This is a genomic window from Vibrio sp. Y20_XG_PY13, from assembly GCF_024181925.1.
Lineage (GTDB): Bacteria > Pseudomonadota > Gammaproteobacteria > Enterobacterales > Vibrionaceae > Vibrio > Vibrio parahaemolyticus.
Genome location: NZ_JAMZAL010000002.1, coordinates 108,069 through 133,775 on the forward strand (window position 1 = coordinate 108,069; position 25,707 = coordinate 133,775).

Below are 25,707 nucleotides of genomic sequence, written 5' to 3' on the forward strand. Positions count from 1 at the left end.
TATGAATCTTGCTGATACAACACTGGAAGCGCTTCGCTTACTGGTGAATTTTGATGCAGACCTATGGGAGATCGTTGCGGTCTCCTTTAGTGTTTCTATCACGGCAATATCCTTAGTGGTCTTGCCGGCTATTTTGATGTCCTTTGTACTGGCGTATACCGACTTTCGCGGTAAATGGTTTTTGCTGTCGATCGTGAATACGCTGCAAGCGGTTCCTACCGTTGTGATTGGCCTTTTGCTGTATATGTTGCTATCACGCGCTGGCCCTTGGGGAGACTGGCAAATGCTGTTCACTCAGAAGGCGATGATCTTCGGCCAAATGGTGATCTGCTTCCCTGTTTTGGTATCGATGATGCATGGCGCATTGCAATCTAGCGACCGTCGCGCAGTGGAAACCGCCATCACCCTAGGTGTCTCCATTCCGCGCGTGGCCGCTACGATGATTTGGGAAACCCGCTTTCCTCTACTTGCAGCTATCATTGCCGGGTTCTCACGTATCGTAACCGAGGTGGGCTGCTCAATGATGGTAGGCGGAAACATTATGGGCGTGACGCGCAATATTCCGACCGCTATCGCAATGGAAAGCAGCAAAGGTGCTTTTGCGCAAGGAGTTGCATTAGGAATTGTATTACTATCTTTAGCGTTGGCACTAAACTTCTTCTTATCAAGCATGAGAGGCAAAGGCTACCTCAGAACATAGAACATGAAGCAAACAAACGACTCACCATTAACCCCATGTAGAGGCGCATTATGACTATAAAAATCACCGCCGAGCAGTTATCCATGCGCTTTAAAGAGCGTGTGCTTTTCCACATCCCTGAGTTAGCCATCGGCCCAAATGATGCCATTTATCTCAAGGGTGACAATGGTGTGGGCAAAACTACCCTACTCAAAATCCTTGCTGGCTTGCTAAAACCTTCTACTGGCGACGTTGTTGCGCCAAAAGATACTTGGTTAAAAAGACTGACGCGCCGCAATGGCCGTGTCGATGTGATTTATCTCCATCAATCTCCTTACCTTTTTGACGGCACTGTTTATGAGAACGTAGTCTATGGAGTGAAATATCAACAAGACACACCAAAAGATAAGCGAGCTCAAGTTATTCACGCACTACGCATGGTAGGTTTAGAAACATTAGCGGACGAACATATCTCCGTGTTGTCCGGCGGTGAAAAACAGCGTGTTGCCATGGCAAGAGCTTGGATTTTAAAACCGTCGATTTTATTGATGGACGAGCCAAGTGCGTCTTTAGACCAAGAGTCCATTGAGCGATTGGTGGTGATGGCGAAAGATCTTTTGGATCGTGGTTCCAGTATCGTGGTGACAAGCCATCAAACCAACGCACTGACCGACTTATGTAAAAAACAGTGGTGGATTAAAGACAAGACTTTGATAGAGTCTCCTCTGTTGTATGTCATACCAAAAGAAACATCCCAAGAGAATGCATATGCTTCAACCAACACAAACTAGTTGGGTCATTTTGGCTGGTGGCCAAGCCAGCCGTATGGGTGGAAAAGATAAAGGTCTGATTGAATTAAATCAGAAGCCACTCATCGAACACGTTATTGAACGTTTATCTCCACAAACACCACGCATTTTAATTAATGCCAATCGAAACCAAGATGCGTACAGCAAATTTGGTTTCGTATTTAGTGATCAATTCAAAGATTTCCCTGGACCTATGGGCGGTATTCACGCGGGTTTGATGCATGCTGAAACTGACTGGGTCGGATTTGTACCTTGCGATAGTCCACAAATTAACACCGACCTTGTCGAGCGTTTCTGCCAGGCCGTCAAAGAAGACAGCGATATTTTGGTCGCTCATGATGGTGACCATCAGCAACCTGTTTTCACGCTCTACCACAAGCGCGTACTGCCAAAACTCACCGCATTTTTAGAACGTGGCGACCGCAAAATCATTCTGCTCTACAAAGAGTGCAACACCAGTTACGTTGACTTTAGCGACTCACCAAACTGTTTCGTCAACTTGAACACTCCGGAAGAACTGGCGCAATTTGGACAATTAGAATCATGAAACACACGCTAAACATTCCTATTATTGGTTTTGCAGCTTATTCAGGCACAGGCAAAACCACGCTACTTGAAGCCCTATTGCCAAAACTGACTGAAGCAGGTTTACGCATTGGCATGCTAAAACATGCTCACCACAACTTCGATGTCGATAAGCCGGGTAAAGACAGCTACCGTTTACGCAAAGCTGGCGCGTCTCAAATGCTGATTGCTTCTCGCAACCGTTTTGCGTTAATGACAGAAACGCCAGAAGCCGAAGCGGAGTTTGACTACCTATTAACACGTTTCGATGAAGACAAGCTCGATGTAGTTTTGGTCGAAGGCTGTAAAAACATCGCGTTTCCTAAAATTGAATTGCACCGTGAAGAAGTGGGCAAACCTTGGCTTTACCCTCACGATGACAACATCATTGCTATCGCTTCCGACACTGCGGAGTTAGATTCTGAGCTCCCTCAAATGAACATCAATGATTTGGATGCCATCGCTCAATTTGTTCTTCAATACGTTCAAGATGCAAAAGCACCAAAATCTAAAGAGAAAGACGCCGCATGTTGCGACACACTTTCTCCGGCTTTCCTTTCTGTAGTTCAAGGCCAAGAAAAAATCCTTTCTTTGGTGAACACGGTTTCGGAAATAGAAGTATGCAAGATTGAAAACGCCTATGGCCGCGTTCTCGCGGAACATATCATTTCACCAGTAAACGTGCCGCAGTACACCAACTCCGCGATGGACGGTTACGCCATCCGCAGTGATGATGTAGACCGCGATAGCTACCAAGTGGTTGCTGAAGTGATGGCGGGCCATGCTTACGATCAGCCTCTTGAAGTTGGTCAAGCGGTGAAAATCATGACCGGCGCACCAACACCACTTAACGGCGACACAGTAGTCATGCGTGAGCAAGCCTCTCAAGAAGGTGACAAGGTCACCTTTAACGGTTCGAATATCAAAGCAGGCCAAAACGTTCGTCAAGCAGGTGAAGATCTCGCTATCGGCAGTGACGTCTTTACCGCAGGCACTCGCCTAGCCTCTCCAGAAATGGGCATGATCGCTTCGCTTGGTTTTGGTGAAGCGAATGTGTTCCGCAAATTGAAAGTTGCCGTGTTCTCCACCGGTGACGAAGTACAAGCGCCGGGAACAGAGCAAAAAGCGAATTCTATCTACGATTCCAACCGTTTTACCATCATGGGCATGCTTGAAAAGCTCGGCTGCGAGATCTTGGATTTCGGTATTCTGGAAGACAACGAACAGTTAATGATTGAAGCGTTGGAAAACGCATCGGCGCAAGCGGACGTGGTTATGACTTCTGGTGGCGTATCCGTTGGTGATGCGGATTACATCAAACTTGCCTTGGATAAACTTGGTCAAATCGATTTTTGGCGAATCAACATGCGTCCGGGACGTCCATTAGCGTTTGGTCAAATCAACAACAAGCCGTTCTTTGGTCTGCCGGGCAACCCTGTTGCCGTGATGGTCTCTTTCATTAATTTTGTTGAGCCTGCACTGCGTAAGATGCAAGGCGAACAAGGCTGGAAGCCGCTGAAAGTGAATGCCATCGCGACTGAGAATCTTCGCTCTCGCCAAGGTCGTACCGAGTTTAGTCGAGGAATCTATGAACTGGATAACACTGGCCGTTTAACCGTTCGCACAACAGGCAAGCAAGGCTCTGGTATTTTGCGCTCAATGAGTGAGGCGAACTGTTTGATCGAAATCTCCCCAGCTATTGATACAGTAAAAGCGGGAGAAAGCGTGACAATTATCCCACTTCAAGGCAGAATCTAGCCCAAACTAGAAATTCAAAGGTCAGCGAGTCTGGCCTTTTTGTTTAATACAGAAACCTTTTCAGAGAGACAGCTATGGCTCGCACCATTCTTTACACTTACAAAGACCAAGACAAAGAACTGACGTTCTCATACCAGCAGCACCGCAACATTCAAGAAGCGGTTGCAGAAGCAGAAGGTATCGATATCACTGAGTTCCTAAAGATGGAGCAACAAATCGAAGCAGTGTCTGACACTAAAGCGGTGCGCAACTACCGCGATAACTACTTCAGAAAATTAGGCTTTAGCAAAATTACCCTAGCTCAAAAAGAAAACCTAGGCGTAGGTAAAAAGAATAAATAAGCTTAGCTACAAACAGAAAACTCGCGATTCGTCGCGAGTTTTTTTATACATGCTATTTTTGTTCGTGCTCTATACCCGAGCATACCGAAATTACTTAGGTATATGAGTTACTTCGATATATAAGTAAAAAGCCCCGTTTTACCTTGATGGTCTAAACGGGGCTTTAAATTTCTTCTTACTTTATATCGAGTAAGGTTTCAGTCACTACTTGATGTTTAGGAACGCAGCGCCACGTACACCACCTGAATCACCGTGTTTTGCTTTGATGATCTTCGGACACTTCGCGACAGAAAGCAGGTACTTAGGAATACGTTTTGGCATCTCTTCGTAAATCAATTCGAAGTTGGAAAGACCACCACCCAGCACAACAACATGTGGGTCAGTCGCTGTAAAGATGTTTGCAAAACAGATAGCCAGCAACTCCATAAAACGCTCAACGTGCTCAACAGCTTTCGCCTCACCTTCTGCGTGCGCTTTAATGATGTCGATCGCTTTCTTCTCTTCACCGTAGTAATGGGCGTAGAGCAGCTCGAAGCCTCGACCAGAAAGGTAACTGTCTAAACACCCCTTCTTGTCACAGCCACAGCCCAATAGAGGTGCGTTTTCGCCTAAGTGGAACCAAGCATCGATAGGTAAACGAGTATGGCCCACCTCACCTGCTACGTGGTTACGACCAGAGAAAACTTTACCATCGTAGATAAAACCGCCTCCAAAACCAGTGCCTAGGATCAAACCAAGTACAGAAGGCTCATCTTGAAGCTCTTCGTCCCATGCTTCTGATAGCGCAAAACAGTTCGCATCGTTTTCAATCTTTACGCTGCGACCGATTTTCGCTTCAAGATCCGCGCGCAGTGGTTTGCCTTTCGCCGCAGGAACGTTAACTGTTAATACCGTTGCATCGTCTGCGTCTTCCATGCCTGGTAGACCAAGACCAATGGTGCCTTCGCAACCAAACTCTGCATCGTATTTGTTAACCAATTCCGCAATGGTATCAACCAGCAGCTCGTAGTTGTCTGTTGGTGTAGGTACACGTTCCGTCGCTACACGCTCAAGCTTCTCGTTAAATGCACCAAATTCAATTTTAGTGCCGCCGACATCAAAGCCGTAATACATGTATTTCTCTCCTAAAAAATGCTTAAACGACTCCAAAAATGGCTGGAGTCAAAAGTATAAACTAGTGGCATTATCCATATCTGTACGCCTGCAAACCGTGACCGAATGCAGATTTATCCCCTCGCTGAAGTCAGTTGAACAACATGCCATCAACAAAAGTTCATTCCTTAGAGTCAGCTCTCGGTTTTCACCCACTCTTTGAAACGTTTCAAATGCGGTCGATTAGGATCGTTTTTGACTCGGGTCTTGGTTAGCATGTAGGTTTCTCTAAAGGCTTCAAACCACAATTGAAGGCATTCCGATGCTTTGTTCTCACCGGCTTGTTTCAAAACTAAAGTCGCAACTTCAGCTGTTGAAAGATGCTGCTCGTTCTCAGAACGACGCATGATGTATTCAGATAAACACTCCGGCTCGATAGATAGGACTGGTAGAGACTGTAAAAACTCAGAGCGACGAAAGATTTTTCGCGCCTCACGCCAACTACCATCGATAAAAATCAACAACCACTTTTTGCTATTACCATCAGTGTGATGTAAGTGCTCAGCGTGTAATCCATCTAGCAATCGCTCAGGTTGATCAACGTAATCGGCAGGAAAGACAATGACAGGCTGGTAGTCATCGTTGGACAAAAGATCAAGCATCTCTTGTGAAGGTTCAGTGCGATTCCATTGATACACGTAAGTCTCTTTCACCGTATCAGCAATCAAACGGCCTGTATTGCTTGGCTTAAACACTTCGTTCTCAGACACAATCAGCATGCACGCGACATTGCTATCGATATCAGGTTGCAATTCACATAAACAATGCTGCTCTGAAACCTGACAGAATGGGCAGCGCTGAACTTTGCATCCACGAGCATTGAAAGGCTTCGTTGAGATGGATTGACGATACTGATATAAACGATGGAAAGCGTGGATTCTCATGAAGGAAATGCCAAATAAAAACGAGAGCGCGATTCTACTGGTATAACCGCTCGCTCACAAGGCGGCAGCGTTATTACTCTAAAGACCAAACATTGAAAGAATCTCACGTTAGTTAAGGTCTATTGCGACAAATGCGTAGAAGAAGGAAAGATCAGTGACTGAAAACACGTTTACCGACCCATCTTGGTTGCGACTTAGCTGTTTTATTGTCGTATTGTTGCTGTGTACTCTTTGGGAAAACAAGCTCCCAAGAAAGACGCTCACCGTCAAACGTTCCTTTCGCTGGTTAAACAACCTCTCTTTGGTCGCCTTAAATAGCGCGATCATTGCATTAGTGATGCCTATCGCTGCGTTTCAAGCTGCGACCATTGCTCATGATCAGCAATGGGGACTATTCAATCTTCTGTCCCTGCCCGGTTGGTTAAATGTGTTGCTTGCTGTGATTGCTCTCGATCTCATCATCTATGTTCAGCACTTGGTTTTTCATCGCGTTAAACCGCTATGGAAAATTCATCGTATGCACCATGCCGATTTGGATATCGATGTCACAACTGGCGCGCGTTTTCATCCAATTGAAATCATCATCTCGATGGTTGTCAAAATCGCCTCGGTATTCATTCTTGGCGTTTCACCTCTCGCGATTGTGGTGTTTGAGATCATTCTAAATGCGAGTGCGATGTTCAATCACAGTAACGCAAAACTTGCGTTATCTATCGATAAGAAACTGCGAAAAGTCATTGTGACACCAGACATGCACCGCGTGCACCATTCGGTGATTGTGAAGGAAACCCATTCGAACTTTGGTTTTTTCCTTTCCGTTTGGGATAGATGGTTTGGAACGTATCGCGCACAACCAGCGCTTGGACATAACGATGTCGTGATTGGCGTGCCTGAGATCAGGGAAGCGATCGAGCAAAGATTGGATAAGCTGCTGACACAGCCGTTTCGCTATCACGAGGGCAAGCAAGAGCAAGAGCAAGAGCAAGAACGATGATTAAAAGACAAACGTAGATGGAGTAACCAACAAAAAACAAATCACAGAGTTCATTATAGAGTTTTAGAGACCCCATCCACCGAAAGACTTGCCGAATTAACTTTCGACTAATTGGCGTTTTTTATTTAATTGCGTAATGCCAACAACCAAGCCTATGACTCCAAAAACAGCACAAACTAAAGCGCTAGTGTTGACGTGTTGCTGCGTTTCGAAGGAGCTGTACACAAAAGCGAGACTGAAGAAAATGGTGCCAAAACTCAAACCTGTTAACGCACTAAAACCGGCAAAACTCGCCAAGTCTTTAAAATCGTTCATAACGAATCCCTGTTGATAATCCTTAAATGTGTGAGTAGATAAAGTTAACGAAATATCTGACGCGATTGCTGGTGCTTTCGCGCATTCCAAAGCCAGATGGAAACGCCCAACGAAAAGCCCAAGAACAGCGTTTTCATTTGCAGAGCCACATTGTTGTCCAATACTTCTAATGTATAGTGAGCGTGTGAACTAAAAATCACGTTTGTCATTAAAATCAATAGCATCAACACCAAGCCCACTCTGCGATGTTTCACTAATAAGTACACCGCTAACAAATCTAAAAGACCTAATGCGCTCCAATAAATGTTTAGCCAACGCGGAGCAAAATCGTAAGGCAAAAAGCCATCAACTATGTTGTCATACAGGTGAACCACGCCACCTATCGTCATAAAAAGGCATAAGAGAAACACTACGAATTTATCCATTATCGTTTCCTTATCTGAAAGAATGCGCAAAGCATATAGAAGTCAATTAAACATTTGTAATCTCATAGCCATTTTTGAGATCGACAGTGCCTTTAAACCGTACACGAGGCGTGCGAAAGAAGAGTAACGACTGCTCTTCCTTATCTATTCGCTCCTGATAGAAGCATAGTGTTTGCTTTGGCACTTCGCTCAAATCCGCTAGTTTTCCCTCGAGATTAGGTGAGAAAGGTTGTCGGGCTCGCGATGATAAAGATATGTCACACTCAACACTCCTTCGCTATCTCAGACACAAAAACAAACTTTTTCGACGGCGGAAAGATACAATCGTCCGAACATCTAAAGCCTCGTAGCCAGAATCCGTCGTCGAGATCCCGTAGATACAAACCACGTGGATAAGCTTTGTCATTCGAAAGCGGGGAAGACACCACAGTAAGGTACTCTCCCTTCACCAAGTCAATTTCTTGTAAACGGAGGTATGGCGCAACAACTAAAGGGCAAGGTGATAGATTTTGTGTCGACGCCGCTTCAATCATTTCTCCAAGGGTCGCGCCAAAATAAAGTCCGAAGTCAAACGGTGTTTTTATCGTTAAAAAGAACGATTGAATCTCATCTGCGCACTCGACTTTGTCATCATCAAATAGTTGTTGGGCGAAGGCATTCAATTGAACACCTTTTTTACTCAGGTGCTTTAACAAGTTCTTCTTTGTTAAACCTCCAACTTGCAACCTCACTTACACCACCCCTTGGTCTATCAGTTTTCGAACTTTTTCCAGTGCGTACTGAAAAACAGTATGCGCCTGTGAGGAAATATCGCTCCCTATATCGTGCCTAAAAAACGCAAAATCATGTCCGCCATCGTCTTTCGTATGAAACGTCCATGAATCCTCTAGGTCTGCACACTCACACAAAACAAAATGCCATGCTTGATTTTGAAAGCCACTGTCCCATGAACATAAATACCGAGCGGAGATAACGTGCGTAATCCCAGATTCTTCAGCCAGCTCCCGTTTTGCAGCCGTGATGTAACTTTCATCAAACGTCTCAACCGTTCCCTTGACTGACTGAATACCCGCTAAGGGATGCTGAAAAAGTAGGATCTCTTGGTTTTGCTTACGCAGAACAACGGGGCAAACTTTATCGATCATAAAACCACTCCTCGTTGTCTAAACAGAAAACTTTGGCTTGCTCTGGATATAAAGGAATCGTATGAAGTTGATCTAAACGCACCCACTTTAAATGATACTGGTTAACGTCTGATTGTCTGGTTTGTTCCGGCCCCACCCCCAGTTTCACTTTTGAGTTCCCTACATAAGAAAGAAAATAGGTTTCTAAGCGACCTTGGTTTTCGATCTCAAAAACCTTTTGGACTCGATTGAGTTCCAATGAGGTTTCTTCCAGCGCTTCTCTTTTCGCAGCTTCAACAGGCTGCTCTCCAACCTCAACACTACCGCCGGGGAAAACCCAATAGTGTCTATCGTTTTGAAAACGCTGGATAAGCAAAAGTTCTTGCTGATGATTAACCAGTATAAGGCTGGCTCTTTGTAATAGTTGCATGATTCATTCCTTTGAATTCGGACAACATTCTAGCCATCTTGTTTTACCGACATAGCATTAACACCACGTAGTGATAACTCAGCCCTTAAGAAATGAGCAAGATGCGATATAACTCACTTCTGCTATTTGAATAGCAATGAGAAGGTGCGTAGAAGCAACAAAAAAGCAGAACCGAAGTTCTGCTTATAGAAGATGAAAACATGTCACTTATGCGGACTGATGCAGCTCGTATTTATGCAACATCGCTTGTTGATGCCCTGCAATTTCTGCCACTTGTTCAGAGCTTTCAACCATGGATTCAAGTTGTAGCTTTGTACGCTCTCCAAGCTCGGAAATATTATTGATGGATTGAGACACGTCCGCCGTCGCACGTTCTTGCTCTTCCGTGGCAACAGAGATCTGCTCAACACGCTCTTGAATGTGCTTAACCGCGAGGTTGATGTCAGAGAATGTCGATTTCACCTCATTGCTGGAATGCAGCGCATGGGTCATTTCTTCTCGCGAATCGTTTACCGCTTGGCGAGAACGCTCTGCCGCAGTAATAAGCTCGCTCATCATTTCACGAATATTGGTCGTTTGTTGGGAGGTATCCTTTGCCAGTTTACGGACTTCATCCGCGACAACCGCAAACCCGCGCCCTTGTTCACCTGCGCGAGCAGCTTCAATAGCTGCATTCAGCGCAAGTAAATTGGTGTTTTCCGCGATACCACTGATCATATCGACCATTTCACGAATCTGTTTAACACGCTGGTCTAGCTCTAACATCGATTGTTCATTCATATCCAAAGAGCTTTCTAATGATTCCAACCGCTTTCGGTTTTGCTCGACAACTTGGACACCTTTTTCGGTATGTCGTGTAGCAAGTAATGAATCTTCTGACGAAGCATTCGTTACTGTCGCAATTTCACGTATGGACGCCTCTAGCTGAGTAATCGTAGTCACCATGCTCGCTAACGCTTCGTTTTGCGTGGTTAGACCTTCATTGGTTTGCTCAGCTGCATCATGGCTGATTTCTGCGGTTTGATAAAGCGTCTCACAATTACGTGTAACCGTTTGGATAGAGTCGTGTGTTGAATCGATCACCTGATTCAATTTGCGTGCGACCTCTTTTAGCTCAAAGGGGCCCATCTCATCTGCTTTGGCACGAAAATCGTGGTCAGTTAATGCGGATAAACGTACCAGCACATTCTTCAAGCCTCGGTTTGTCCACGTTTTTAGCCCGAACCAAGAGACCAAAACAACCAGAGAGATAACACACGCCGCGACAAGAACCATCATGCTGACGTTGCCTATGGTGTTATTGACCATGGCTTCGCGTTCATCAATCAAGTTCGATGCCGACTGCGAAATGCTATCCAAGAGCCTCATGGTTTCGTCAGCGAATAACGACGCTTGATGAAACTCACGCTGTTGTTGTTCGCTTTGGGCCAACTTGGCAAGAATGAGTTGCAAAATGCCCTCTTCGTCAAAGCCTGATTTCACCATGTCATAAGGCGCTGTCAAGCTGGCGTAGTCACTGACTTCAGGGTGTAGGGCTTTGAAATCTTCGTAAGCAAGGTTAATCCCCGCAATTCGATTTCGCATCTCCCGATATTCTTTCTCCGCTTTAGGTAAATCGGTATGCATCATCATTACAAGGAAAGTGCTTTCCATCGAACTCGCAGATGCAATAAAACGGTTTGCCGCGTCACTCGACTCAGGATCGTCCAGGCTTAAAAATGAGCTAATTCTGTTCATCTCTGGGCCGATGGAACTCAGTCCATAGCGAAAACCACCAACATTCGCGTCGATGTGCCCTTGCATCTGAATCACGGCGGATTGCTTGAGTAAAATGGAGTTTGTAATTTGGTGCAACGTCTCCACTTTATCTTTTAACTCATTGGAAAGCTGTGGAGCGACTTCGGATGTTTTCTCGATCAGACCTTCTGTCTGTTTCGCCAGCGCTTCAATTTGCGCTTCTACAAGCGGTAACTCTTTCGCTTCCGTTACCTGCATTCCATAGTTGAGCAGTTTCACCATTTCCAACACATTTCTGGTCAGAGTCGCATTGGCCATCGCAATCGGTAATGCTTTTTGAGACAAATCTTCAAATTGTTCTCCAACCTGCCCCATTCCTTTGAAACTTGAGACAGAAAGGGCTATAACAAGTGCGATGATAGTTAAAAATGTTGCGCTGATAGTCTGAATCAGTGAAAGCGATGTGCGTGAGCGTTTGCGCGTTGCCATAATCAATTTTTATTCTTTCTTGAGGTTGAGTCGGCTTTGTCGTGAATCCGTCACACATGTGAGACAAAACCGTGATTTTCAGCCCATACTATGGATTGGTTATGACATTAATATTTCAGTTATGAGTCATACAGATGACAGGTGAAGATTTGCGTCGTATATATTTTCCTTTGATAATCAGTGCTCTACTTTCAGCTTGTTCGTCTGGCCCAGAGCCGAGTGAGCAGGTTGAAGTAACTGTACCCACCAATCAGTTATTGTCTAATAACCCTGACTTGTTTCAGTTTTACAACGAGTGGCACGGCACACCCTATCGACTTGGCGGAACGCAAAAATCTGGAATCGACTGCTCGGCTTTCGTTCAAAGAGCCTTTGTCGAAGCGTATCAACTCGCCCTACCAAGGACGACAAAGCAGCAATCCACACAAGGCGTTGAGCTGAGTTGGACGGATGCCAAACAAGGAGATTTGGTGTTTTTTAAAACTCGACGAAGCACCTACCACGTTGGAATCTACTTGGGGAACAAGCAGTTTATGCACGCATCAACGTCTAAAGGGGTAATTATTTCTAGAATAGACAACCCTTACTGGGCGTCCAAGTTTTGGCAAGTAAGAAGAGTTACCTTGTAACCCTTCTTATTGTTGGAATAGTGTTTAGCTGAATATTAGGGGGCATACTCGGCATTTGAACATTAATCGTAAGTGGCGACTGCGGTATCAAATAGGTTTTTCACTAACGCAATGTATTCATCTAGAAAAGCAATCTGTTCGTTCGTTGCTTTCTTGCTCCACACGCCCGCTAGCACTTCACCAAGGTCTTCTACAACGGCATCTGCTTCTTTAAGCAGTTTAAAACGTACGCTTGAGTGAAGCTCAGGGTTTTGCTCAAAGATCGCCATGATGTTTGAAGCAACCATGTCAGTAACCACATCTTCGATGCTTTCGGAACCTGTATCGCCAATTTCCGTTGTGAAAATATCTAGATTAAGCGACAAATGCTCAATGAGAGCGAGATACCCATCGGTTTCTACAACCACTGTTTTTCTCCGTTTATTGCAAGCCTTCGTAGCTGAAAGCGAATTAGTTTCAATAGTAAGACATGCCGAGAAAATTTCATTAACTTATTTCATATTAATAAACATTCATGCGCTAACTGGATGCTTTTCAACCAATTAGGTTAATCGCATTCATGCAAACAAGTTTGGTTTCGCCCATTTTCTTTTGCGCGGTATAACGCCGCATCAGCACTCTTTAACCATTGAGTATGACTTTCAAAATAAGGCTTATACTCGCAAACACCAATACTTATCGTGTAATTAATCAAAAAATCTTCTACTTTCACGATCTCTTGCTCAATTCTCTTACGTAATCGCTCAGCAAAATAGCATGCTTGCTCTTGGTTGGTATGCGGTAATAGCACAGTAAACTCTTCGCCACCAAAGCGGCCACAAATGTCACTGCTGCGCGCGGTTTTACGAAGTAAAGCAGAAGTACGACGAATTACCTCGTCACCCGTTGGGTGGCCATAGGTGTCGTTTACTTTTTTAAAGTGGTCAATATCGAAGATAACCAGAGAACATGGTCCGTCGATCACTTTGAGGTGCGCAAACTCATCTTTTAATGATTGCTCCCAAAATGCTCGATTAAACAAACCTGTTAAACCATCCTTTCTGCTGATCTCAGACAAATGCTGATTGGTTTCTCGCAAATGGATTCGGTTTCTCGCCGTTTCGGAAACATCGTTCACTTGAATCGCAATATGGCTTACTTCGCCAGAAAGTGAACGCAATGGCGTGATAACGATGTCTTGAAACATAAAGTCACAGCTGTTGGAAACCGGTGAAAAGTTGTTGAATTTAAAAAGGTATGGTCGGTTTTCCCAACTGGAGAAGGAACGAGTCTCAAGATCAGCAGAGGCCTTTAGTTTCGTTTCCAACCACGTTCGTGGTAGTTCGTCGAAATGATCGAACAAGCATTGACCTAAAATATCTTGAGACAGTACACCGCTGTAAGACTGCATAAAGCTGTTCCAGACACACACGTTATATTCTGGATCAAGAACAATGAGCCCAGAATCCATGGTATCTAAAATTTGTGTGACCCAATGAAAGTCTGCTATGTCCAGCGTGATATCGGACATCAGATTAACTCCATGATTTCATAAATAATTTCTACTGATGGTTTGTCTATTAGAAATAATACTTCACACTCAAAATCGAGCGCTTCCGCCATGTAGGTATATTCGATGGTAAAGAGTTCGCCTGATTCTCCTTGTTCTTCATTGTAAGGAGTGATTGTATCGACGATGCCCGGCTGACGAAGTGAAAACTGCTTATCAAGTTGGTTCCCTAAAGAGGTTAGGAATGACGAAACCAGCAAGTTAGAGACATTTAAAATAATTTCATTATGAGGCGTAAATTCGAGCAGATACCCCAACCTTTCGCCAATTTGATTGATATCTTTCCCACGTAGGCAAACCAACGCCTCTCCGTGTATGCCGCCGCCAACAAAGCGCTGCGAAACCGCTACAGAGCTATCTCGCCCAATCACGTCCACCAGCGTCATATGCAATTCACCATAGGACAATGGCCCAACATGCGGAACTGGCAACTGGATAAACTCATGCAAGTGATCAGCCATAATGGCCGCCCCTTTGCCTAGCGCAATGTTGGCAATTTCACGAAACTTGGCAAGGGATGAAAGCTCTTCTTGGCTTTGTGCAGAATTAAGCTCCACTGATGTTCGCTGTTCATAATGCAACCCAAGACGCTCGTACAGCGGGATGACTTGTTCTTCTGACAACGGCTTTGCGATAAAATCCATTGCCCCTAACTCTAGGCAGCGCTGCTTTGCTTCTTGTTGTACATCACCCGACACGATCACGATCTGAGTTGGATAATGGCTGACGGGTAAAGACTCAAGAACCTCGAAACCGTCCATAATAGGCATCGTTAAATCGAGGAACAAAACGTCAATATTTTGTTCGGCTAAGATTTTCAGCGCCTCATTCCCGTCTTGGGCTTCGATAAGGTGCAATGAGGTATCTTGTACGATGGTTCGAGCGATAAGCTTACGAGCAACCGCCGAGTCATCACATATCAGTATTTTCATGCCACCAATGGAACTAAAGTCAAAAAAATAATCATACCTGTTGTAAACAAATTGCTCCATATGTTAAGCCGACAAATCATAGGCTTATAGGAGATTTGATTCACACTTATAAAAAATAGGTGTTTTTAATCAAAGTTTTCTTGCCGAAGTATGCTCAACTCCGCGCCAATCTCTTGTCGTTTATCCTAAACTATTGGTGGTCAAATAGATTCGCGAGGTTTTGTATGTGGCAAGCAATATCGCAACAACTTTCTGATACTTTACTGTTTGAATATCAGATCACCGAAAAAGTTCGACTATCCGGCGGAGACATTAGCGAAAGCTATATGATAAACGACGGTGAGCAACGCTATTTTGTCAAAATCAACGACCGAGAATTCTTGCACAAGTTTGAAGTTGAGGCCGAGAGCCTGCACTTGTTACGCGAAACTTCGACAATATTTGTCCCTGAAGTGGTATTGGTCGGTAAGACCAAAAACAACGCTTTCATTATTTTGAACTACCTTCCTACCAAACCCCTAGATGCCCCTGAAAACAGCTTCAAATTTGGTCAGCAATTAGCTCAACTGCATCAATGGGGAGAACAGAAAGAGTTTGGTTTCGATACCGACAATTATCTCGGTTCCACCCTGCAGCCGAATCAATGGCACAAAAAATGGTGCATATTCTTCGCTGAGCAACGTATTGGTTGGCAACTGCAGTTATTAAAAGAGAAAGGCGTGACGCTAGTTGATATCGACGACTTTATTGACGTTGTAAAACAGCTTCTTGCGAACCATACGCCAGAACCGTCTCTTCTACATGGTGATTTATGGAATGGTAATGTCGCTCTCACCGCGTTTGGCCCGATTTGTTTCGATCCTGCATGCTATTGGGGGGACCGAGAATGCGATATCGCGATGACTGAATTGTTTGGAGGGTTCCAACCTGAGTTTTATCAAGGGTATGAATCGGTGATGCCATTGCTGCCTAACTATCATGAACGAAAAGATATCTACAACCTCTATCACATCCTCAATCATTGTAATTTGTTCGGTGGGCATTATTTGGAGCAAGCTCAGCTCACTATCAATAAAATTATTTCTTACTAATTTGGAAGGCACAAGTCACTGCTTTGTGTCAATTTTCGAGGCACATCACTCAAGCTACAGACCCCAGATTCAAGGTTGAGTTTGGGGTCAAGTTTTGTACTTATTTCGAATCAATTAGCAACAAGTCCACCTAATATCTAAGTAACTTATCTTTAGATTGTGCCTGAGCCGTTGGCATAAATGGCGTTTACGCGATTTGTGAATGGTCAGGCAAAGTAAGTGAAAGGGCTGTACTTCCTTAAATATTGAGTTTTAAAAGCCCTGCAATACTAGGAGTTGTTGTATGAAAAATTATACTGAAAGGCATGTTAAGTGCCCGCATTGTGGACACTCAATAGGCATAACATTGGATGCCAGTAATGGGGATCAAGAGTTTTATGATGATTGCCCGGCTTGTTGCCATGCGATTCATTTAAATATGCGCGTGGACGAACTTCAAGATAAAGTCGAGTTGTTTATTGATGACAACTACGAGTAGCCACCCTCGGTATTGTTTTAAATCCATTTAAAATAGAAAAAGGAGCCTCTTTGCTCCTTTTTCTTCATCTATATGAGGCCAATATATAAGGCCAAATCTGCGTTCCAGCTACAACTGTTTAGCCGCCAAAACGCGCTCAACAGTATCAACGATAGCTTGAGTTTGAGGATCGAATTCAATGTTCACCTTGTCACCCACCTGTCGACTGCCAAACAAGGTTCTTTGTAAAGTTTCAGGAATCAAATGCACAGAGAAACGGTTTGCTTCAACTTCTCCAATGGTTAGCGAGCAGCCGTCGATACCGATGTAACCTTTCGCAAGAACATATTTCATCGACTCTTGTGGTAACTCAAACCAAATTGTGCGGTTGTTCGGCGTATCAATCACATCCACAATGTTTGCCATTAAGCTAATGTGACCAGACATACTGTGCCCACCGATTTCGTCACCAAATTTAGCAGCGCGCTCAACGTTAACGGCGCTTCCTTCTTCGAGAAGCCCCAAGTTGGTCAACGCAAGCGTGGCTTGCATCAAGTCAAAGCTGACTCGATTTTCATCGATGTTCGTCACAGTTAAACAGCAGCCATTGTGCGCAACAGACGCACCAATTTCTAACCCTTCGATTAACGCGCCATCGAGTTCAATGACGTGAGTTTGAAAACGCTCTTTCTTATCAATCTGAACAACCTTCGCTGTTCCTTGCACTATTCCTGTAAACATGTCTTTTACCTACTGATGCAATATAAACGTTGGCTATCCGCACAGACACTGAAGTCCCGCGACATTTTGCCTTCTATACCTAAACAATCCTTCGAAGAAAGCCAAAATGAGAATCGCTTAGGTATAGCATATGCACATACAATTGTTTATCATTTGCGCGGAGTTTCTCCGAGGCATTTTTTCACCTTATCGTGACTAAAATCAACCATCAGATCAGTTCATCACATCTTTTGTCCTCGAGCACTCCCTTTCTTTCAATCTTATTGTTCCGCTCTGGAGTATTTTTCGTGCATCGCTATAAAGAAGAAGCATCGAGTCTAATTAAGTTGGCTACCCCTGTTTTGATCGCGTCTGTCGCTCAAACGGGCATGGGTTTTGTCGATACCGTAATGGCAGGTGGCGTTAGCGCAACTGACATGGCTGCGGTATCTGTCGCTTCAAGCATTTGGCTGCCATCTATTTTGTTTGGTATTGGCCTGCTTATGGCTTTGGTTCCTGTTGTGGCGCAGCTTAACGGATCTGCGCGTCGCGAAAAGATCCCATTTGAAATTCAGCAAGGTGTTGTCCTTGCGTTGTTAATCAGTATCCCGATCATTGGAGTGTTACTGCAAACACAGTTCATTCTACAATTGATGGACGTAGAAGCTGTGATGGCAGATAAAACCGTCGGCTACATTCATGCTGTGATTTTCGCTGTGCCAGCTTTTCTTCTCTTCCAAACTCTGCGCAGCTTCACTGATGGTATGTCATTAACCAAGCCAGCGATGGTGATTGGATTTATTGGTTTACTGCTGAACATCCCGCTTAACTGGATTTTCGTTTACGGTAAATTTGGCGCGCCTGAGTTGGGTGGCGTAGGCTGTGGCGTAGCAACCACCATCGTATATTGGGTTATGTTCGCGTTGCTGTTGGCGTATGTGATGACGTCATCACGACTAAAAAGCATCAATGTGTTTGGCGAATACCATAAACCACAATGGAAAGCGCAAGTTCGCCTGTTTAAACTGGGTTTCCCTGTTGCAGCGGCACTGTTCTTTGAAGTGACACTGTTTGCTGTAGTGGCGCTGTTGGTATCACCACTTGGCCCAATCATCGTTGCGGCGCACCAAGTTGCGATTAACTTCTCTTCGTTGGTATTTATGTTGCCAATGAGTGTAGGTGCTGCGGTAAGTATTCGCGTTGGCCACCGTTTGGGTGAAGAAAATGTCGACGGTGCACGCGTTGCATCTCGCGTCGGTATTATGGTTGGTCTTGCTTTAGCAACGATTACAGCAATCATCACAGTACTGTCTCGTGAACTGATTGCTGAGCTTTACACCAATAACCCAGAAGTAATCACACTAGCGATGCAGTTATTGCTGTTTGCCGCGGTTTACCAATGCACTGACGCCGTTCAAGTCATCGCAGCCGGTGCACTTCGTGGCTACAAAGACATGCGCGCGATCTTCAACCGCACGTTCATCGCGTATTGGATTCTTGGCCTTCCTACTGGTTACATTCTTGGTCGTACAGATTGGATTGTTGAACCAATGGGCGCACAAGGTTTCTGGCTTGGCTTTATCATCGGCCTGACCGCAGCTGCGTTAATGCTTGGTGTTCGCCTTCGTTGGATGCACCGTCAAGAGCCCGATGTACAACTTAACTTTTCTCTGCAGTAATTCTGCTCGCCATTGGTGACGGTTTACAACAGAACGTAAAAGCCAGCATTCGCTGGCTTTTTTGATCTTCATGGCAAGTTGTTAGGTATACTTTTTGACAACGTATTAATTGAGTAACACAAGCAAACAGACAAGGAAGTTCGTGAAAATCCTATTCTTCGCATTACTCGCTTTGCTCAGCGGTTGCAACGGTTGGACGAATCCAGAGCGCGCAATCTTTGAAAAGTACCATCAACGTTTGGCGAACGTGCTCGACGTTCCTCCGAGAGAGCTTAACGAGGTTTCCGCTATCACGATTCCTGATAAAAGGGCTTTGTATCAAGAGTTGCCAAGATTGTCGCTAGGGTTACTAGAGAGTTACCAGCTGCGTCAATGCGGCCTGTTCAACCTGATTGCGGAAAAGAACTCCCAATTGGGCAAAGTACAAGACCCTTTCCATGACCTGGATTACCAAACCACTTTGCTCAACACGCTCAATAGTTGTTTGACTGAATACCCCTTGAGCGAAGACGAACGCACGACATTAACTCGCCTGTATGAACAAAAATGGCAGCATCTTCCCGTTCATCTTGATAACGTTCTCCTCACAAGCGAAACCATGCGCAAGCAACTCACCGCTTCAAGTTGGTTATCAGCCAAAAGCCGCAATCAAACTGCTCATGTCAGTGAAACCTTTCATGCGCTAAATGCCATGTATGAGACGCCTAAAGGGGTCATTTCGCGCTTACCCTCTTTCTCCTTCGTGCAATATCAAGAGGAAATGGAAAAGTCTCGCTTGATGGGTAAGGTTTACTTCACTTTGAACAGCACTTCTGAGTGGCTTGATGTCACCACAAAATTGCTAGAAGAAAATCAGGAGCGCATTGTGTGTGGAAAGAATCGAGACACCACACAATTTCGCTATTTGAGAAATGTTTTCCAGTCAATTTATGTTGAAGAAGTACAGCCATACCTCGCCTTTGTCGACAGCACATATCAGCAGTTGAATGATGGTGCGATACTCATCGAGCAGAGAATGGAACTTCATGGGGAAAGTTATGGCGTGATAAAAGCGCATGAGCAATTTAGAACAAAGACCCTCGAACATGTTAAGTTCTGGCAGGGTCTTTTTAAACGTTGTGGCGTGGTAGTGGGAAACTCACCTACTCCTTGAATCGTTCTCTCAAAAAGCGAGCAAATCTTGGTTTCCCCGTTTGGGTAAATCCGTTGTATCTAAACGTAATGGTAGAACCGATTTTCGGCGGATGGCGACGAACTTCATCCGTAAAACCGCTGCCGATGTAAAACTCTGTACCATCTGGCAAACGCACGAGCATTGCGCCCATCATCCCAAGCAAACGCCCCGTTCCCGGTTTGTAGCCAACCACTTGAGCTTCCGTGTCGGCGTAGCGCTTTAGCTTAAGTAAGTCGCTTCCTCTGCCCGCTTGGTAACGGCTCGACACTTTACGCAGCATCACGCCTTCGCCATCGGACAAGGAAATTTTATCCAGTTGAGCAAACAAATGTTGCTCGTTTTGGATGGCTCGGTGCTCAACGTATTTGATGTGGTGCTCATCAATATCAAACACTAAATCCTGAATGTTGTAATAACGTTTTCGGTAATCTCCTGCGGAATACGGCATGTCAAACACCATAAAATCGATTTCGCGCCACGCGCTATCAATTGGTGTTTTATCAAGAACGGTTTGCTGAACAATGTGAAAATTTCCGCGTCCGGCCCAAAGCTCACCATCCAATGGATAGTTCGGAAGTGACTCAGTGAACCACTCGGGCGCATAAATTCTGTTTCCGTTTCGGGTCACGAGGTGTTGACCTGTCCAGTAGGCTCGAATTCCATCGAGTTTCTCACTGTACCAATACTCAGAAACATCTATTCCATCTTGATAGGTTTCAGCAAGAGAGACGGGCGGAGCTATAGGTGTATTCGCTTGGGGCTGCGCAGATGCCATAACGGCAAGGGCAATCAATGTCATTTTTAATGGCATGGGGGAACCTTGTACAAAAAAGCATCTTTATTGAAACGTAACTCCACCGATTTACCTATTTGTCAGTGTTAATTATTCGACTCAGAACAATCAACATAAGTAATGGTTTGCAATGTAAATCATAAAGTTTAGACAGGTATTGCATTTGTTTTTTCAGCTCACGTTAATGGCACGGTTATAAAGCCAAACTCTCCTCTTCAATTTTCAATCTGCATCTAAATCATCGTTCATTTTTGATTCTCAAATTGAGAACTGGGCGTTTCTCAATTTGAACATCACACTGCCATCACTTTAATTGATTGAAATTATTGAATTTAAATTTTGGCACGCTCCCTGCTCTACGAGATTAGGAAAGAACCTAAATGGAGATAGGATCATGGAACTACGCAAACTTGAAATCACCCAAGACAAACTAGCGATTGAGATTTTTGGTGACTTGGATGCAAACGGCTGTCGTCAAGCCCAACATCACATTGATGAAGTAATTCACAACAATCATCACAAAGAAGTCGAAATCAACCTCCAGCACGTCCAATTTCTTGATTCCTCAGGGATTGGTGCCATTGTTTACTTATATAAGCGCCTAGTTGAACGTGAACGAAGCATGAGTATTGAAAACGTATCAGGTCAGCCATTAGAAATCATGAGCTTGCTACGTATCAACCATGCCATTCCCGTCAATTCAAAAGGACACTAAAAATACCGGTTTAAACGGAGGTTGGCATGGTAAATCTAATACGACGAAGTGTAGTTAGCGGTCTCGTTGTCGGCATGTTTGGTTGTTCGTCATTTGATTATCCCGATCATGGTCAGGGTGGATTGGCGGAAAGCTATCAAGATATTTCGATTGAGAACTATCAGTTCTCGCCTGTTATGCCAGATGAACCATTGGGCCCAGAGCATGGATTGCGATTCGATTGGCAGTTGACCAAGCTTCATCTCGACGCTTTGATTCAAGAAGGCGCTCGTTGGTGCTTCCCTGCTGCAGTGGTGCAAGCACTCGAGAAGCAAAATCGCATTGCTCGTGAACTAGAAGGCGGTTTACTGCTTGATGCCGCCAATGACCTGGTCATCCAGCGTCGTCGATTAAACCAGCTTGAGCAGCAACTCGACTACGTACTTACGCAAACCACTTGCACGCCGCCGGACGACATCGATGCGCTAAGGAATGACTTAAACATCGTCGCCGATATTTATGCACTGCTCAACGTCGATAATCAGTTTGCCATTGATTCTGCGGAGATCAATCCGAAGTACATGGGACACTTGGCAGAAGCCGCTTATATTCTGCGCGACCACCCTGCTCTGTCTCTGGTTGTCACTGGCCATGCGGACGTCACGGGTACGCCTGAGCACAATAAAAAACTAGCACAGGAACGAGCCGAGCAAGTTAAACGATACTTAAGTGTGTTCGGAGTAACGTCAGACCGTGTACAAACCAAATCTGTTGGCGACACATTGCCTTTGTATGAGGGACAAACGCCAGCCGTGCGCCTAACCAACCGTCGAGTGAGCATCGAAGTTCTCAGCGCAAACTCTGATAGCAATGCGCCAAGTAATCACAATTTACCTAACAAAGGCAACATGCCAACGAGCGCGAGCGCGAGCGGTTCGATAGGAGGCGCGTTATGAGCATTTTCAAAACGTTTTTTGCCTTGTTCGCGATGTGCGTGCTCGCTTGGGTAACCCCTCTACATGCCGCAGATAACGACACAGTAAAAGTTGGTGACTTAGTACAGATCAACCTGCCCGGCGAAGCATCGCTAAACCAAGGTTTTCAAGTGGACCGCCGCGGACGAATCAACTTACCGGAAATTGGTCCGGTGTTTGTTGCTGGTTATAACGAGCAGCAATTGCAAGATGTCATTATTGAAACGCTGAAAACCGTCTATCGAGACGTGAATAACGCTCGCGTGTTCATTAAACAGCAACAACTGCTTGTCTCCGTGCAAGGCTACGTTGTTAAGCCGGGTGAATACACGTTGCCCGCAGGTTCTAACATCCAAATGTTTGTTTACGAAGCTGGCGGACTCCGTGCTGGCGCGCAGCTCGACAAAATGATCGTCAAACGTGGCGATCAGAACATCGAGTTCGATTACAAACGCTTTTTGGATACAGGCGACAACAGCCAGCTACCAAAACTGGAATCGTTAGACGTGTTATTTGTGCCTGCTTCCCCATTGGTCGGCAACATTGAGCAAGAGTTCGATGCAGCCAAACTCGCCAACTCTGGTGACAGTGCCGACTCCGCTCGCGCAATCAAAGTGTTCGGTGAAGTGAACGCCCCGGGCTCATTTACTTACAAGCCAAACACCACACTTGTCGATGTGGTTATGCGCGCTGGCGGTGTTACTCGCTACGCGAGCGTTGAGCAAATTCGCGTGATTACGAACAACACACCAACTATGTTCAACTTGAAAACCTACCTAGATACAGGCGATCAAAGCTTGCTGCCTGAGATATTGCCCGGTGCAACCATCTTTGTGCCTAAGCAGGAAGAAGAGATAAGAGCTGGCGCGAACGTAGTTTATATCATGGGTGAAGTTGCGCACCCGGGAGCTTACGAAGGTAAACAAGGCGCGAGCTTTATGGACATTCTGGCAAACGCAGGGGGCCCAACTCGTTACGCAGAATCACGCCAAATACGAGTGATAAAAGCCGACGGTCAGGTGATCAAATTCGACTTAACGGCGCATACTGAAGGGCTCTCTTCCGTGGCGCCACCAAAAGTGAGCGCCGGCGACGCGATATTCGTACCGGAAAAAACCGACTTTAATGAAAAGTCATGGTTGAAAGTCGCACCAAGTCGCGCCGTTGCCGTAATGGGCGAAGTCGTTCGTCCAGGCCGAATCGAATGGTCAGATGAAATGGACCTCATTGATTTGCTGGCTCACGTTGGCGGCCCGACTCGCCGTGCCGACACCTCCAAAGTTGAAGTGGCCAACAATGGTCAAATGACGAATTTCGATTTAGACCAGTACATTTTAGATGGTTCGCCAGCGTCTAACTTGCCACGCGTTTCTGCCGGCACGGTCGTGCGCGTTCATGCACTGCCAGATGACCCTTCCGACAACAAATCTCAATGGGTCAGCCAAAGCTCAGACGCGTCCATTTACGTGTTTGGTCAAATCAACGCACCTGGTCGCTATCGCTTCACGGACGAAATGCACTTTCTCGATATTCTTTCGGCCGCCGACGGCCCGACGATGGATGCCGATATCCACAATATTCGCGTGACTCATCGCGGCTTAGGCTACGCAAAAGTGAGCAAACTAAATCTGTCGATGTATTTCGAAACGGGAGATGAATCTATCCTGCCAGACGTGCGCCCTGGCGACACTATTTACATTCCGGAGAAAAACAAAAACTGGCTCGACCGTTCTAAAGAATCCACCGTGCGCGTACTGGGTGAAGTACGAGATCCGGGACGCTACGTGTTCAACGACAACATGACGGTTTTAGACTTATTGGCAGAAGCTGGCGGCCCAACAAACAGCGCTTACCTTGAGAAAATTAGCATCGTCAATATGTCGTGCTGCCAAGGCCAAGCGAGAACGTTCGACCTCGTAAACTTCAGCAAAACCGCCAACATTTACGATCTGCCTGTCATTCGAGCTGGGGATACGATTTACATTCCTCATAAAGATGAAAGCTTTGCAGAAAAAGCGCGCGCTGGTTTGAGAGACATTCTTCAAATCACCACCACCATCGTGTTAATAGGAGCGCTGTAATGACCATTCCTGCGACTCATGCCGAAATCGAGCAAATCTATCTGCAAAGTGAACAAAAGGGTCACAGATCGATTTGCGTGGTGGGCTGTAAATCTGAAGAAGGCGTTACGTCTGTCGCCTCTTCTCTTGCCGAGCGCCTTATCTTGGCAGGTTACAGCACATTATATGTGGACTTGAACTTATTCAAACCCGCGTATCACACGGTGCACGAGTTTGATGATGACGCAAATGTCGGTCATTTAATTACGCGCGAAGATGCGCACCAAACGCTGGTGGGATTGCCTGCCCCGTCGTTGGCAAGCACCAAACTGGCGTATCGAGATCCAACCGCACTGAGGAAAAACATCGAGACATGGTTATCTCAGTATGATCGCATTGTCATCGACACCTCTCCGTTGCTCAGTGTGAATAAGAGTAACATTCCACCGCAAGTCATCGCGGGAGTTTGTGATGCAACGCTTCTGGTTGCTCATTATGGGTCTACGACGACAACGCAACTTGAGCAAGCCAAAAAGCTGCTTGAAGCAAGCGATGCCAATCTGATTGGCTCGGTACTAAACATGAAACACACTCCGAGCCTAAAAGACGAGCTGATTCGCCAAGTCGAAAAGCTGCGTTTTCTACCGAAAAAATGGAAAGACAAACTGGCCCAGCAGATTAAAAAAAGTGAACTGTTTATGTTATAGGGAGCGCTTATTATGAATTCCAATACTGCACAACACATTGAACAAGAGTTGGTTGATGAGCTCATTCTCCAGCAAATGATTAAAGACACCTGCGCGGAGATCATTCCCACGTTGATTGAACACTATATCGAAGAGTCTCGCGAACGGATGCAAAAAATAGAGCGGGCGTTGGGTGAGCATGACCTAGAAAAACTCGAGTTTGAAGTCCATACACTTGGCAGTTCTGCGCTGGCATTAGGCAATCGCCCATTATCTCGTCAAGCCAGAAGCATCGAGAAACATTGTGTCGAAGGTAAAACCCAACAAGCATTGGAGCTGTGTGCCGCATTGCCTTTACTGGCTGAACGTTCGTTTGAAGCGCTCAACCTGCGCAAGGCTCAAGGCTTTGAGTAACAAGAAGAAAACCCGCAAAACCATATGAACCATCGCACTTATTAAAGTGCGATTTGGTCTTCATCTTTTAAAATTCATACCGCGCTTAATCAATTAAAAAGTAAAGAATTTTCGCAATATCCCTGCCCTGTGCTAATACTTAACTATAACTTTT

At 45.3% G+C, this 25,707-nt stretch carries 29 protein-coding genes; 16 read left to right on the forward strand and 13 right to left on the reverse strand.

Features of this window, described 5'->3' with window-relative positions:
• Position 1 precedes the first annotated feature (1 nt).
• The 5 genes from NL646_RS05685 (at position 2) to NL646_RS05705 (ending at position 4,151) form a co-directional block, all read left to right on the forward strand.
• Positions 2-700 (forward strand): ABC transporter permease, encoded by a 699-nt coding sequence (locus NL646_RS05685; RefSeq protein WP_005396188.1) that lies wholly within the window; start codon positions 2-4, stop codon positions 698-700.
• Positions 701-750: 50 nt separating this feature from the next.
• The gene (locus NL646_RS05690; protein WP_005396189.1) at positions 751-1,470 is read left to right on the forward strand and encodes an energy-coupling factor ABC transporter ATP-binding protein; all 720 of its coding nucleotides are present in this window, start codon (positions 751-753) and stop codon (positions 1,468-1,470) included.
• The gene (gene mobA / locus NL646_RS05695) at positions 1,448-2,035 is read left to right on the forward strand and encodes a molybdenum cofactor guanylyltransferase MobA (RefSeq protein WP_005453897.1); all 588 of its coding nucleotides are present in this window, start codon (positions 1,448-1,450) and stop codon (positions 2,033-2,035) included. Before NL646_RS05690 ends, mobA begins: the two co-directional genes overlap by 23 nt.
• Positions 2,032-3,810 (forward strand): bifunctional molybdopterin-guanine dinucleotide biosynthesis adaptor protein MobB/molybdopterin molybdotransferase MoeA, encoded by a 1,779-nt coding sequence (locus NL646_RS05700; RefSeq protein WP_253663962.1) that lies wholly within the window; start codon positions 2,032-2,034, stop codon positions 3,808-3,810. The genes mobA and NL646_RS05700 overlap by 4 nt, the downstream gene beginning before the upstream one ends.
• Positions 3,811-3,884: 74 nt before the next feature.
• Positions 3,885-4,151, forward strand: coding sequence for a DUF2960 domain-containing protein (locus NL646_RS05705; RefSeq protein ID WP_005377584.1), 267 nt, complete (start codon positions 3,885-3,887; stop codon positions 4,149-4,151).
• Positions 4,152-4,355: 204 nt separating this feature from the next.
• Here the strand turns inward: NL646_RS05705 and nagK are convergent, their stop codons facing one another.
• Positions 4,356-5,264 carry an N-acetylglucosamine kinase gene (gene nagK / locus NL646_RS05710; protein ID WP_005495063.1) on the reverse strand — a complete coding sequence of 303 codons (909 nt, stop codon included), beginning with the start codon at positions 5,262-5,264 and terminating at the stop codon, positions 4,356-4,358.
• 173 nt (positions 5,265-5,437) lie between these two features.
• A complete protein-coding gene (locus NL646_RS05715) occupies positions 5,438-6,187 on the reverse strand; it encodes a tRNA-uridine aminocarboxypropyltransferase (protein WP_029999663.1) in 750 nt (249 codons plus the stop codon).
• Positions 6,188-6,341: 154 nt separating this feature from the next.
• On the opposite strand from NL646_RS05715, the gene NL646_RS05720 reads away from it, so the two are divergent.
• Complete coding sequence (locus tag NL646_RS05720; RefSeq protein WP_253663963.1) at positions 6,342-7,181, forward strand: sterol desaturase family protein; 840 nt, start codon at positions 6,342-6,344, stop codon at positions 7,179-7,181.
• A 96-nt stretch (positions 7,182-7,277) separates the two neighbouring features.
• Here NL646_RS05720 and NL646_RS05725 read toward each other — a convergent pair whose 3' ends face one another.
• From NL646_RS05725 to NL646_RS05750, 6 genes are all read right to left on the reverse strand, one after another.
• On the reverse strand, positions 7,278-7,496 hold the full coding sequence (locus tag NL646_RS05725; protein ID WP_005453864.1) for a membrane protein: 219 nt from the start codon (positions 7,494-7,496) through the stop codon (positions 7,278-7,280).
• A 44-nt stretch (positions 7,497-7,540) separates the two neighbouring features.
• Entirely contained in the window at positions 7,541-7,921 is a 381-nt protein-coding gene (locus NL646_RS05730; RefSeq protein ID WP_025515713.1) for a hypothetical protein, read from the reverse strand.
• 263 nt (positions 7,922-8,184) lie between these two features.
• The gene (locus tag NL646_RS05735) at positions 8,185-8,616 is read right to left on the reverse strand and encodes a hypothetical protein (RefSeq protein WP_228490563.1); all 432 of its coding nucleotides are present in this window, start codon (positions 8,614-8,616) and stop codon (positions 8,185-8,187) included.
• A gap of 36 nt (positions 8,617-8,652) precedes the next feature.
• A complete protein-coding gene (locus NL646_RS05740) occupies positions 8,653-9,066 on the reverse strand; it encodes an NUDIX domain-containing protein (protein ID WP_140317884.1) in 414 nt (137 codons plus the stop codon).
• Positions 9,056-9,475 (reverse strand): NUDIX domain-containing protein, encoded by a 420-nt coding sequence (locus NL646_RS05745; RefSeq protein ID WP_023625020.1) that lies wholly within the window; start codon positions 9,473-9,475, stop codon positions 9,056-9,058. The genes NL646_RS05740 and NL646_RS05745 overlap by 11 nt, the downstream gene beginning before the upstream one ends.
• Positions 9,476-9,682: 207 nt before the next feature.
• Positions 9,683-11,701: a methyl-accepting chemotaxis protein gene (locus NL646_RS05750; protein ID WP_253663964.1), complete on the reverse strand. Its 2,019-nt coding sequence runs from the start codon at positions 11,699-11,701 to the stop codon at positions 9,683-9,685.
• Between the two features lie 134 nt (positions 11,702-11,835).
• Between NL646_RS05750 and NL646_RS05755 the strand changes: the two genes are divergently transcribed.
• Positions 11,836-12,330: an NlpC/P60 family protein gene (locus NL646_RS05755; RefSeq protein ID WP_015296721.1), complete on the forward strand. Its 495-nt coding sequence runs from the start codon at positions 11,836-11,838 to the stop codon at positions 12,328-12,330.
• A gap of 62 nt (positions 12,331-12,392) precedes the next feature.
• Here NL646_RS05755 and NL646_RS05760 read toward each other — a convergent pair whose 3' ends face one another.
• The 3 genes from NL646_RS05760 to NL646_RS05770 all read right to left on the reverse strand — a co-directional run bounded on the left by NL646_RS05760 (position 12,393) and on the right by NL646_RS05770 (position 14,811).
• Positions 12,393-12,737, reverse strand: coding sequence for a DUF3802 family protein (locus tag NL646_RS05760; RefSeq protein ID WP_005453925.1), 345 nt, complete (start codon positions 12,735-12,737; stop codon positions 12,393-12,395).
• A 140-nt stretch (positions 12,738-12,877) separates the two neighbouring features.
• On the reverse strand, positions 12,878-13,840 hold the full coding sequence (locus NL646_RS05765; protein WP_005453915.1) for a sensor domain-containing diguanylate cyclase: 963 nt from the start codon (positions 13,838-13,840) through the stop codon (positions 12,878-12,880).
• Positions 13,840-14,811 carry a response regulator gene (locus NL646_RS05770; protein ID WP_253663965.1) on the reverse strand — a complete coding sequence of 324 codons (972 nt, stop codon included), beginning with the start codon at positions 14,809-14,811 and terminating at the stop codon, positions 13,840-13,842. Before NL646_RS05770 ends, NL646_RS05765 begins: the two co-directional genes overlap by 1 nt.
• A 224-nt stretch (positions 14,812-15,035) precedes the next feature.
• Between NL646_RS05770 and NL646_RS05775 the strand changes: the two genes are divergently transcribed.
• Complete coding sequence (locus NL646_RS05775) at positions 15,036-15,902, forward strand: fructosamine kinase family protein (RefSeq protein WP_029559994.1); 867 nt, start codon at positions 15,036-15,038, stop codon at positions 15,900-15,902.
• Positions 15,903-16,185: 283 nt separating this feature from the next.
• Positions 16,186-16,380 carry a CPXCG motif-containing cysteine-rich protein gene (locus NL646_RS05780; RefSeq protein WP_005396219.1) on the forward strand — a complete coding sequence of 65 codons (195 nt, stop codon included), beginning with the start codon at positions 16,186-16,188 and terminating at the stop codon, positions 16,378-16,380.
• A gap of 108 nt (positions 16,381-16,488) precedes the next feature.
• Here the strand turns inward: NL646_RS05780 and NL646_RS05785 are convergent, their stop codons facing one another.
• The gene (locus NL646_RS05785; protein ID WP_021486681.1) at positions 16,489-17,100 is read right to left on the reverse strand and encodes a riboflavin synthase; all 612 of its coding nucleotides are present in this window, start codon (positions 17,098-17,100) and stop codon (positions 16,489-16,491) included.
• A 287-nt stretch (positions 17,101-17,387) separates the two neighbouring features.
• Here NL646_RS05785 and NL646_RS05790 point away from each other — a divergent pair, with 287 nt between their 5' ends.
• Positions 17,388-18,758: an MATE family efflux transporter gene (locus tag NL646_RS05790; protein WP_015296717.1), complete on the forward strand. Its 1,371-nt coding sequence runs from the start codon at positions 17,388-17,390 to the stop codon at positions 18,756-18,758.
• 142 nt (positions 18,759-18,900) lie between these two features.
• Entirely contained in the window at positions 18,901-19,911 is a 1,011-nt protein-coding gene (locus tag NL646_RS05795) for a DUF3080 domain-containing protein (RefSeq protein WP_024703661.1), read from the forward strand.
• On the opposite strand, the gene NL646_RS05800 is transcribed toward NL646_RS05795, so the two are convergent.
• Positions 19,901-20,743, reverse strand: coding sequence for a DNA ligase (locus tag NL646_RS05800; RefSeq protein WP_017448527.1), 843 nt, complete (start codon positions 20,741-20,743; stop codon positions 19,901-19,903). The two genes, NL646_RS05795 and NL646_RS05800, sit on opposite strands and share 11 nt — an antisense overlap.
• 376 nt (positions 20,744-21,119) lie before the next feature.
• Between NL646_RS05800 and NL646_RS05805 the strand changes: the two genes are divergently transcribed.
• From NL646_RS05805 to NL646_RS05825, 5 genes are read left to right on the forward strand one after another with little or no spacing between them, the layout of a single operon-like run.
• Positions 21,120-21,440: an STAS domain-containing protein gene (locus NL646_RS05805; RefSeq protein WP_005454817.1), complete on the forward strand. Its 321-nt coding sequence runs from the start codon at positions 21,120-21,122 to the stop codon at positions 21,438-21,440.
• A gap of 26 nt (positions 21,441-21,466) precedes the next feature.
• Positions 21,467-22,375: an OmpA family protein gene (locus NL646_RS05810; RefSeq protein WP_140140064.1), complete on the forward strand. Its 909-nt coding sequence runs from the start codon at positions 21,467-21,469 to the stop codon at positions 22,373-22,375.
• A gap of 32 nt (positions 22,376-22,407) precedes the next feature.
• Complete coding sequence (locus NL646_RS05815) at positions 22,408-24,474, forward strand: SLBB domain-containing protein (RefSeq protein WP_253664105.1); 2,067 nt, start codon at positions 22,408-22,410, stop codon at positions 24,472-24,474.
• Positions 24,474-25,160 carry a CpsD/CapB family tyrosine-protein kinase gene (locus NL646_RS05820; protein WP_005454821.1) on the forward strand — a complete coding sequence of 229 codons (687 nt, stop codon included), beginning with the start codon at positions 24,474-24,476 and terminating at the stop codon, positions 25,158-25,160. Before NL646_RS05815 ends, NL646_RS05820 begins: the two co-directional genes overlap by 1 nt.
• A 12-nt stretch (positions 25,161-25,172) precedes the next feature.
• Positions 25,173-25,553, forward strand: coding sequence for an Hpt domain-containing protein (locus NL646_RS05825; RefSeq protein WP_005454845.1), 381 nt, complete (start codon positions 25,173-25,175; stop codon positions 25,551-25,553).
• Positions 25,554-25,707: the final 154 nt, after the last annotated feature.

Coding starts and splice junctions, on each gene's coding strand:
- NL646_RS05685 (WP_005396188.1), top strand. CDS start 2: ATGAATCTTGCTGATACAACACTGGAAGCGCTTCGCTTACTGGTGAAT.
- NL646_RS05690 (WP_005396189.1), top strand. CDS start 751: ATGACTATAAAAATCACCGCCGAGCAGTTATCCATGCGCTTTAAAGAG.
- mobA (WP_005453897.1), top strand. CDS start 1,448: ATGCTTCAACCAACACAAACTAGTTGGGTCATTTTGGCTGGTGGCCAA.
- NL646_RS05700 (WP_253663962.1), top strand. CDS start 2,032: ATGAAACACACGCTAAACATTCCTATTATTGGTTTTGCAGCTTATTCA.
- NL646_RS05705 (WP_005377584.1), top strand. CDS start 3,885: ATGGCTCGCACCATTCTTTACACTTACAAAGACCAAGACAAAGAACTG.
- nagK (WP_005495063.1), bottom strand. CDS start 5,264: ATGTATTACGGCTTTGATGTCGGCGGCACTAAAATTGAATTTGGTGCA.
- NL646_RS05715 (WP_029999663.1), bottom strand. CDS start 6,187: ATGAGAATCCACGCTTTCCATCGTTTATATCAGTATCGTCAATCCATC.
- NL646_RS05725 (WP_005453864.1), bottom strand. CDS start 7,496: ATGAACGATTTTAAAGACTTGGCGAGTTTTGCCGGTTTTAGTGCGTTA.
- NL646_RS05730 (WP_025515713.1), bottom strand. CDS start 7,921: ATGGATAAATTCGTAGTGTTTCTCTTATGCCTTTTTATGACGATAGGT.
- NL646_RS05740 (WP_140317884.1), bottom strand. CDS start 9,066: ATGATCGATAAAGTTTGCCCCGTTGTTCTGCGTAAGCAAAACCAAGAG.
- NL646_RS05745 (WP_023625020.1), bottom strand. CDS start 9,475: ATGCAACTATTACAAAGAGCCAGCCTTATACTGGTTAATCATCAGCAA.
- NL646_RS05750 (WP_253663964.1), bottom strand. CDS start 11,701: ATGGCAACGCGCAAACGCTCACGCACATCGCTTTCACTGATTCAGACT.
- NL646_RS05755 (WP_015296721.1), top strand. CDS start 11,836: ATGACAGGTGAAGATTTGCGTCGTATATATTTTCCTTTGATAATCAGT.
- NL646_RS05765 (WP_005453915.1), bottom strand. CDS start 13,840: ATGTCCGATATCACGCTGGACATAGCAGACTTTCATTGGGTCACACAA.
- NL646_RS05770 (WP_253663965.1), bottom strand. CDS start 14,811: ATGAAAATACTGATATGTGATGACTCGGCGGTTGCTCGTAAGCTTATC.
- NL646_RS05775 (WP_029559994.1), top strand. CDS start 15,036: ATGTGGCAAGCAATATCGCAACAACTTTCTGATACTTTACTGTTTGAA.
- NL646_RS05780 (WP_005396219.1), top strand. CDS start 16,186: ATGAAAAATTATACTGAAAGGCATGTTAAGTGCCCGCATTGTGGACAC.
- NL646_RS05785 (WP_021486681.1), bottom strand. CDS start 17,100: ATGTTTACAGGAATAGTGCAAGGAACAGCGAAGGTTGTTCAGATTGAT.
- NL646_RS05800 (WP_017448527.1), bottom strand. CDS start 20,743: ATGCCATTAAAAATGACATTGATTGCCCTTGCCGTTATGGCATCTGCG.
- NL646_RS05805 (WP_005454817.1), top strand. CDS start 21,120: ATGGAACTACGCAAACTTGAAATCACCCAAGACAAACTAGCGATTGAG.
- NL646_RS05810 (WP_140140064.1), top strand. CDS start 21,467: ATGGTAAATCTAATACGACGAAGTGTAGTTAGCGGTCTCGTTGTCGGC.
- NL646_RS05815 (WP_253664105.1), top strand. CDS start 22,408: ATGTGCGTGCTCGCTTGGGTAACCCCTCTACATGCCGCAGATAACGAC.
- NL646_RS05820 (WP_005454821.1), top strand. CDS start 24,474: ATGACCATTCCTGCGACTCATGCCGAAATCGAGCAAATCTATCTGCAA.
- NL646_RS05825 (WP_005454845.1), top strand. CDS start 25,173: ATGAATTCCAATACTGCACAACACATTGAACAAGAGTTGGTTGATGAG.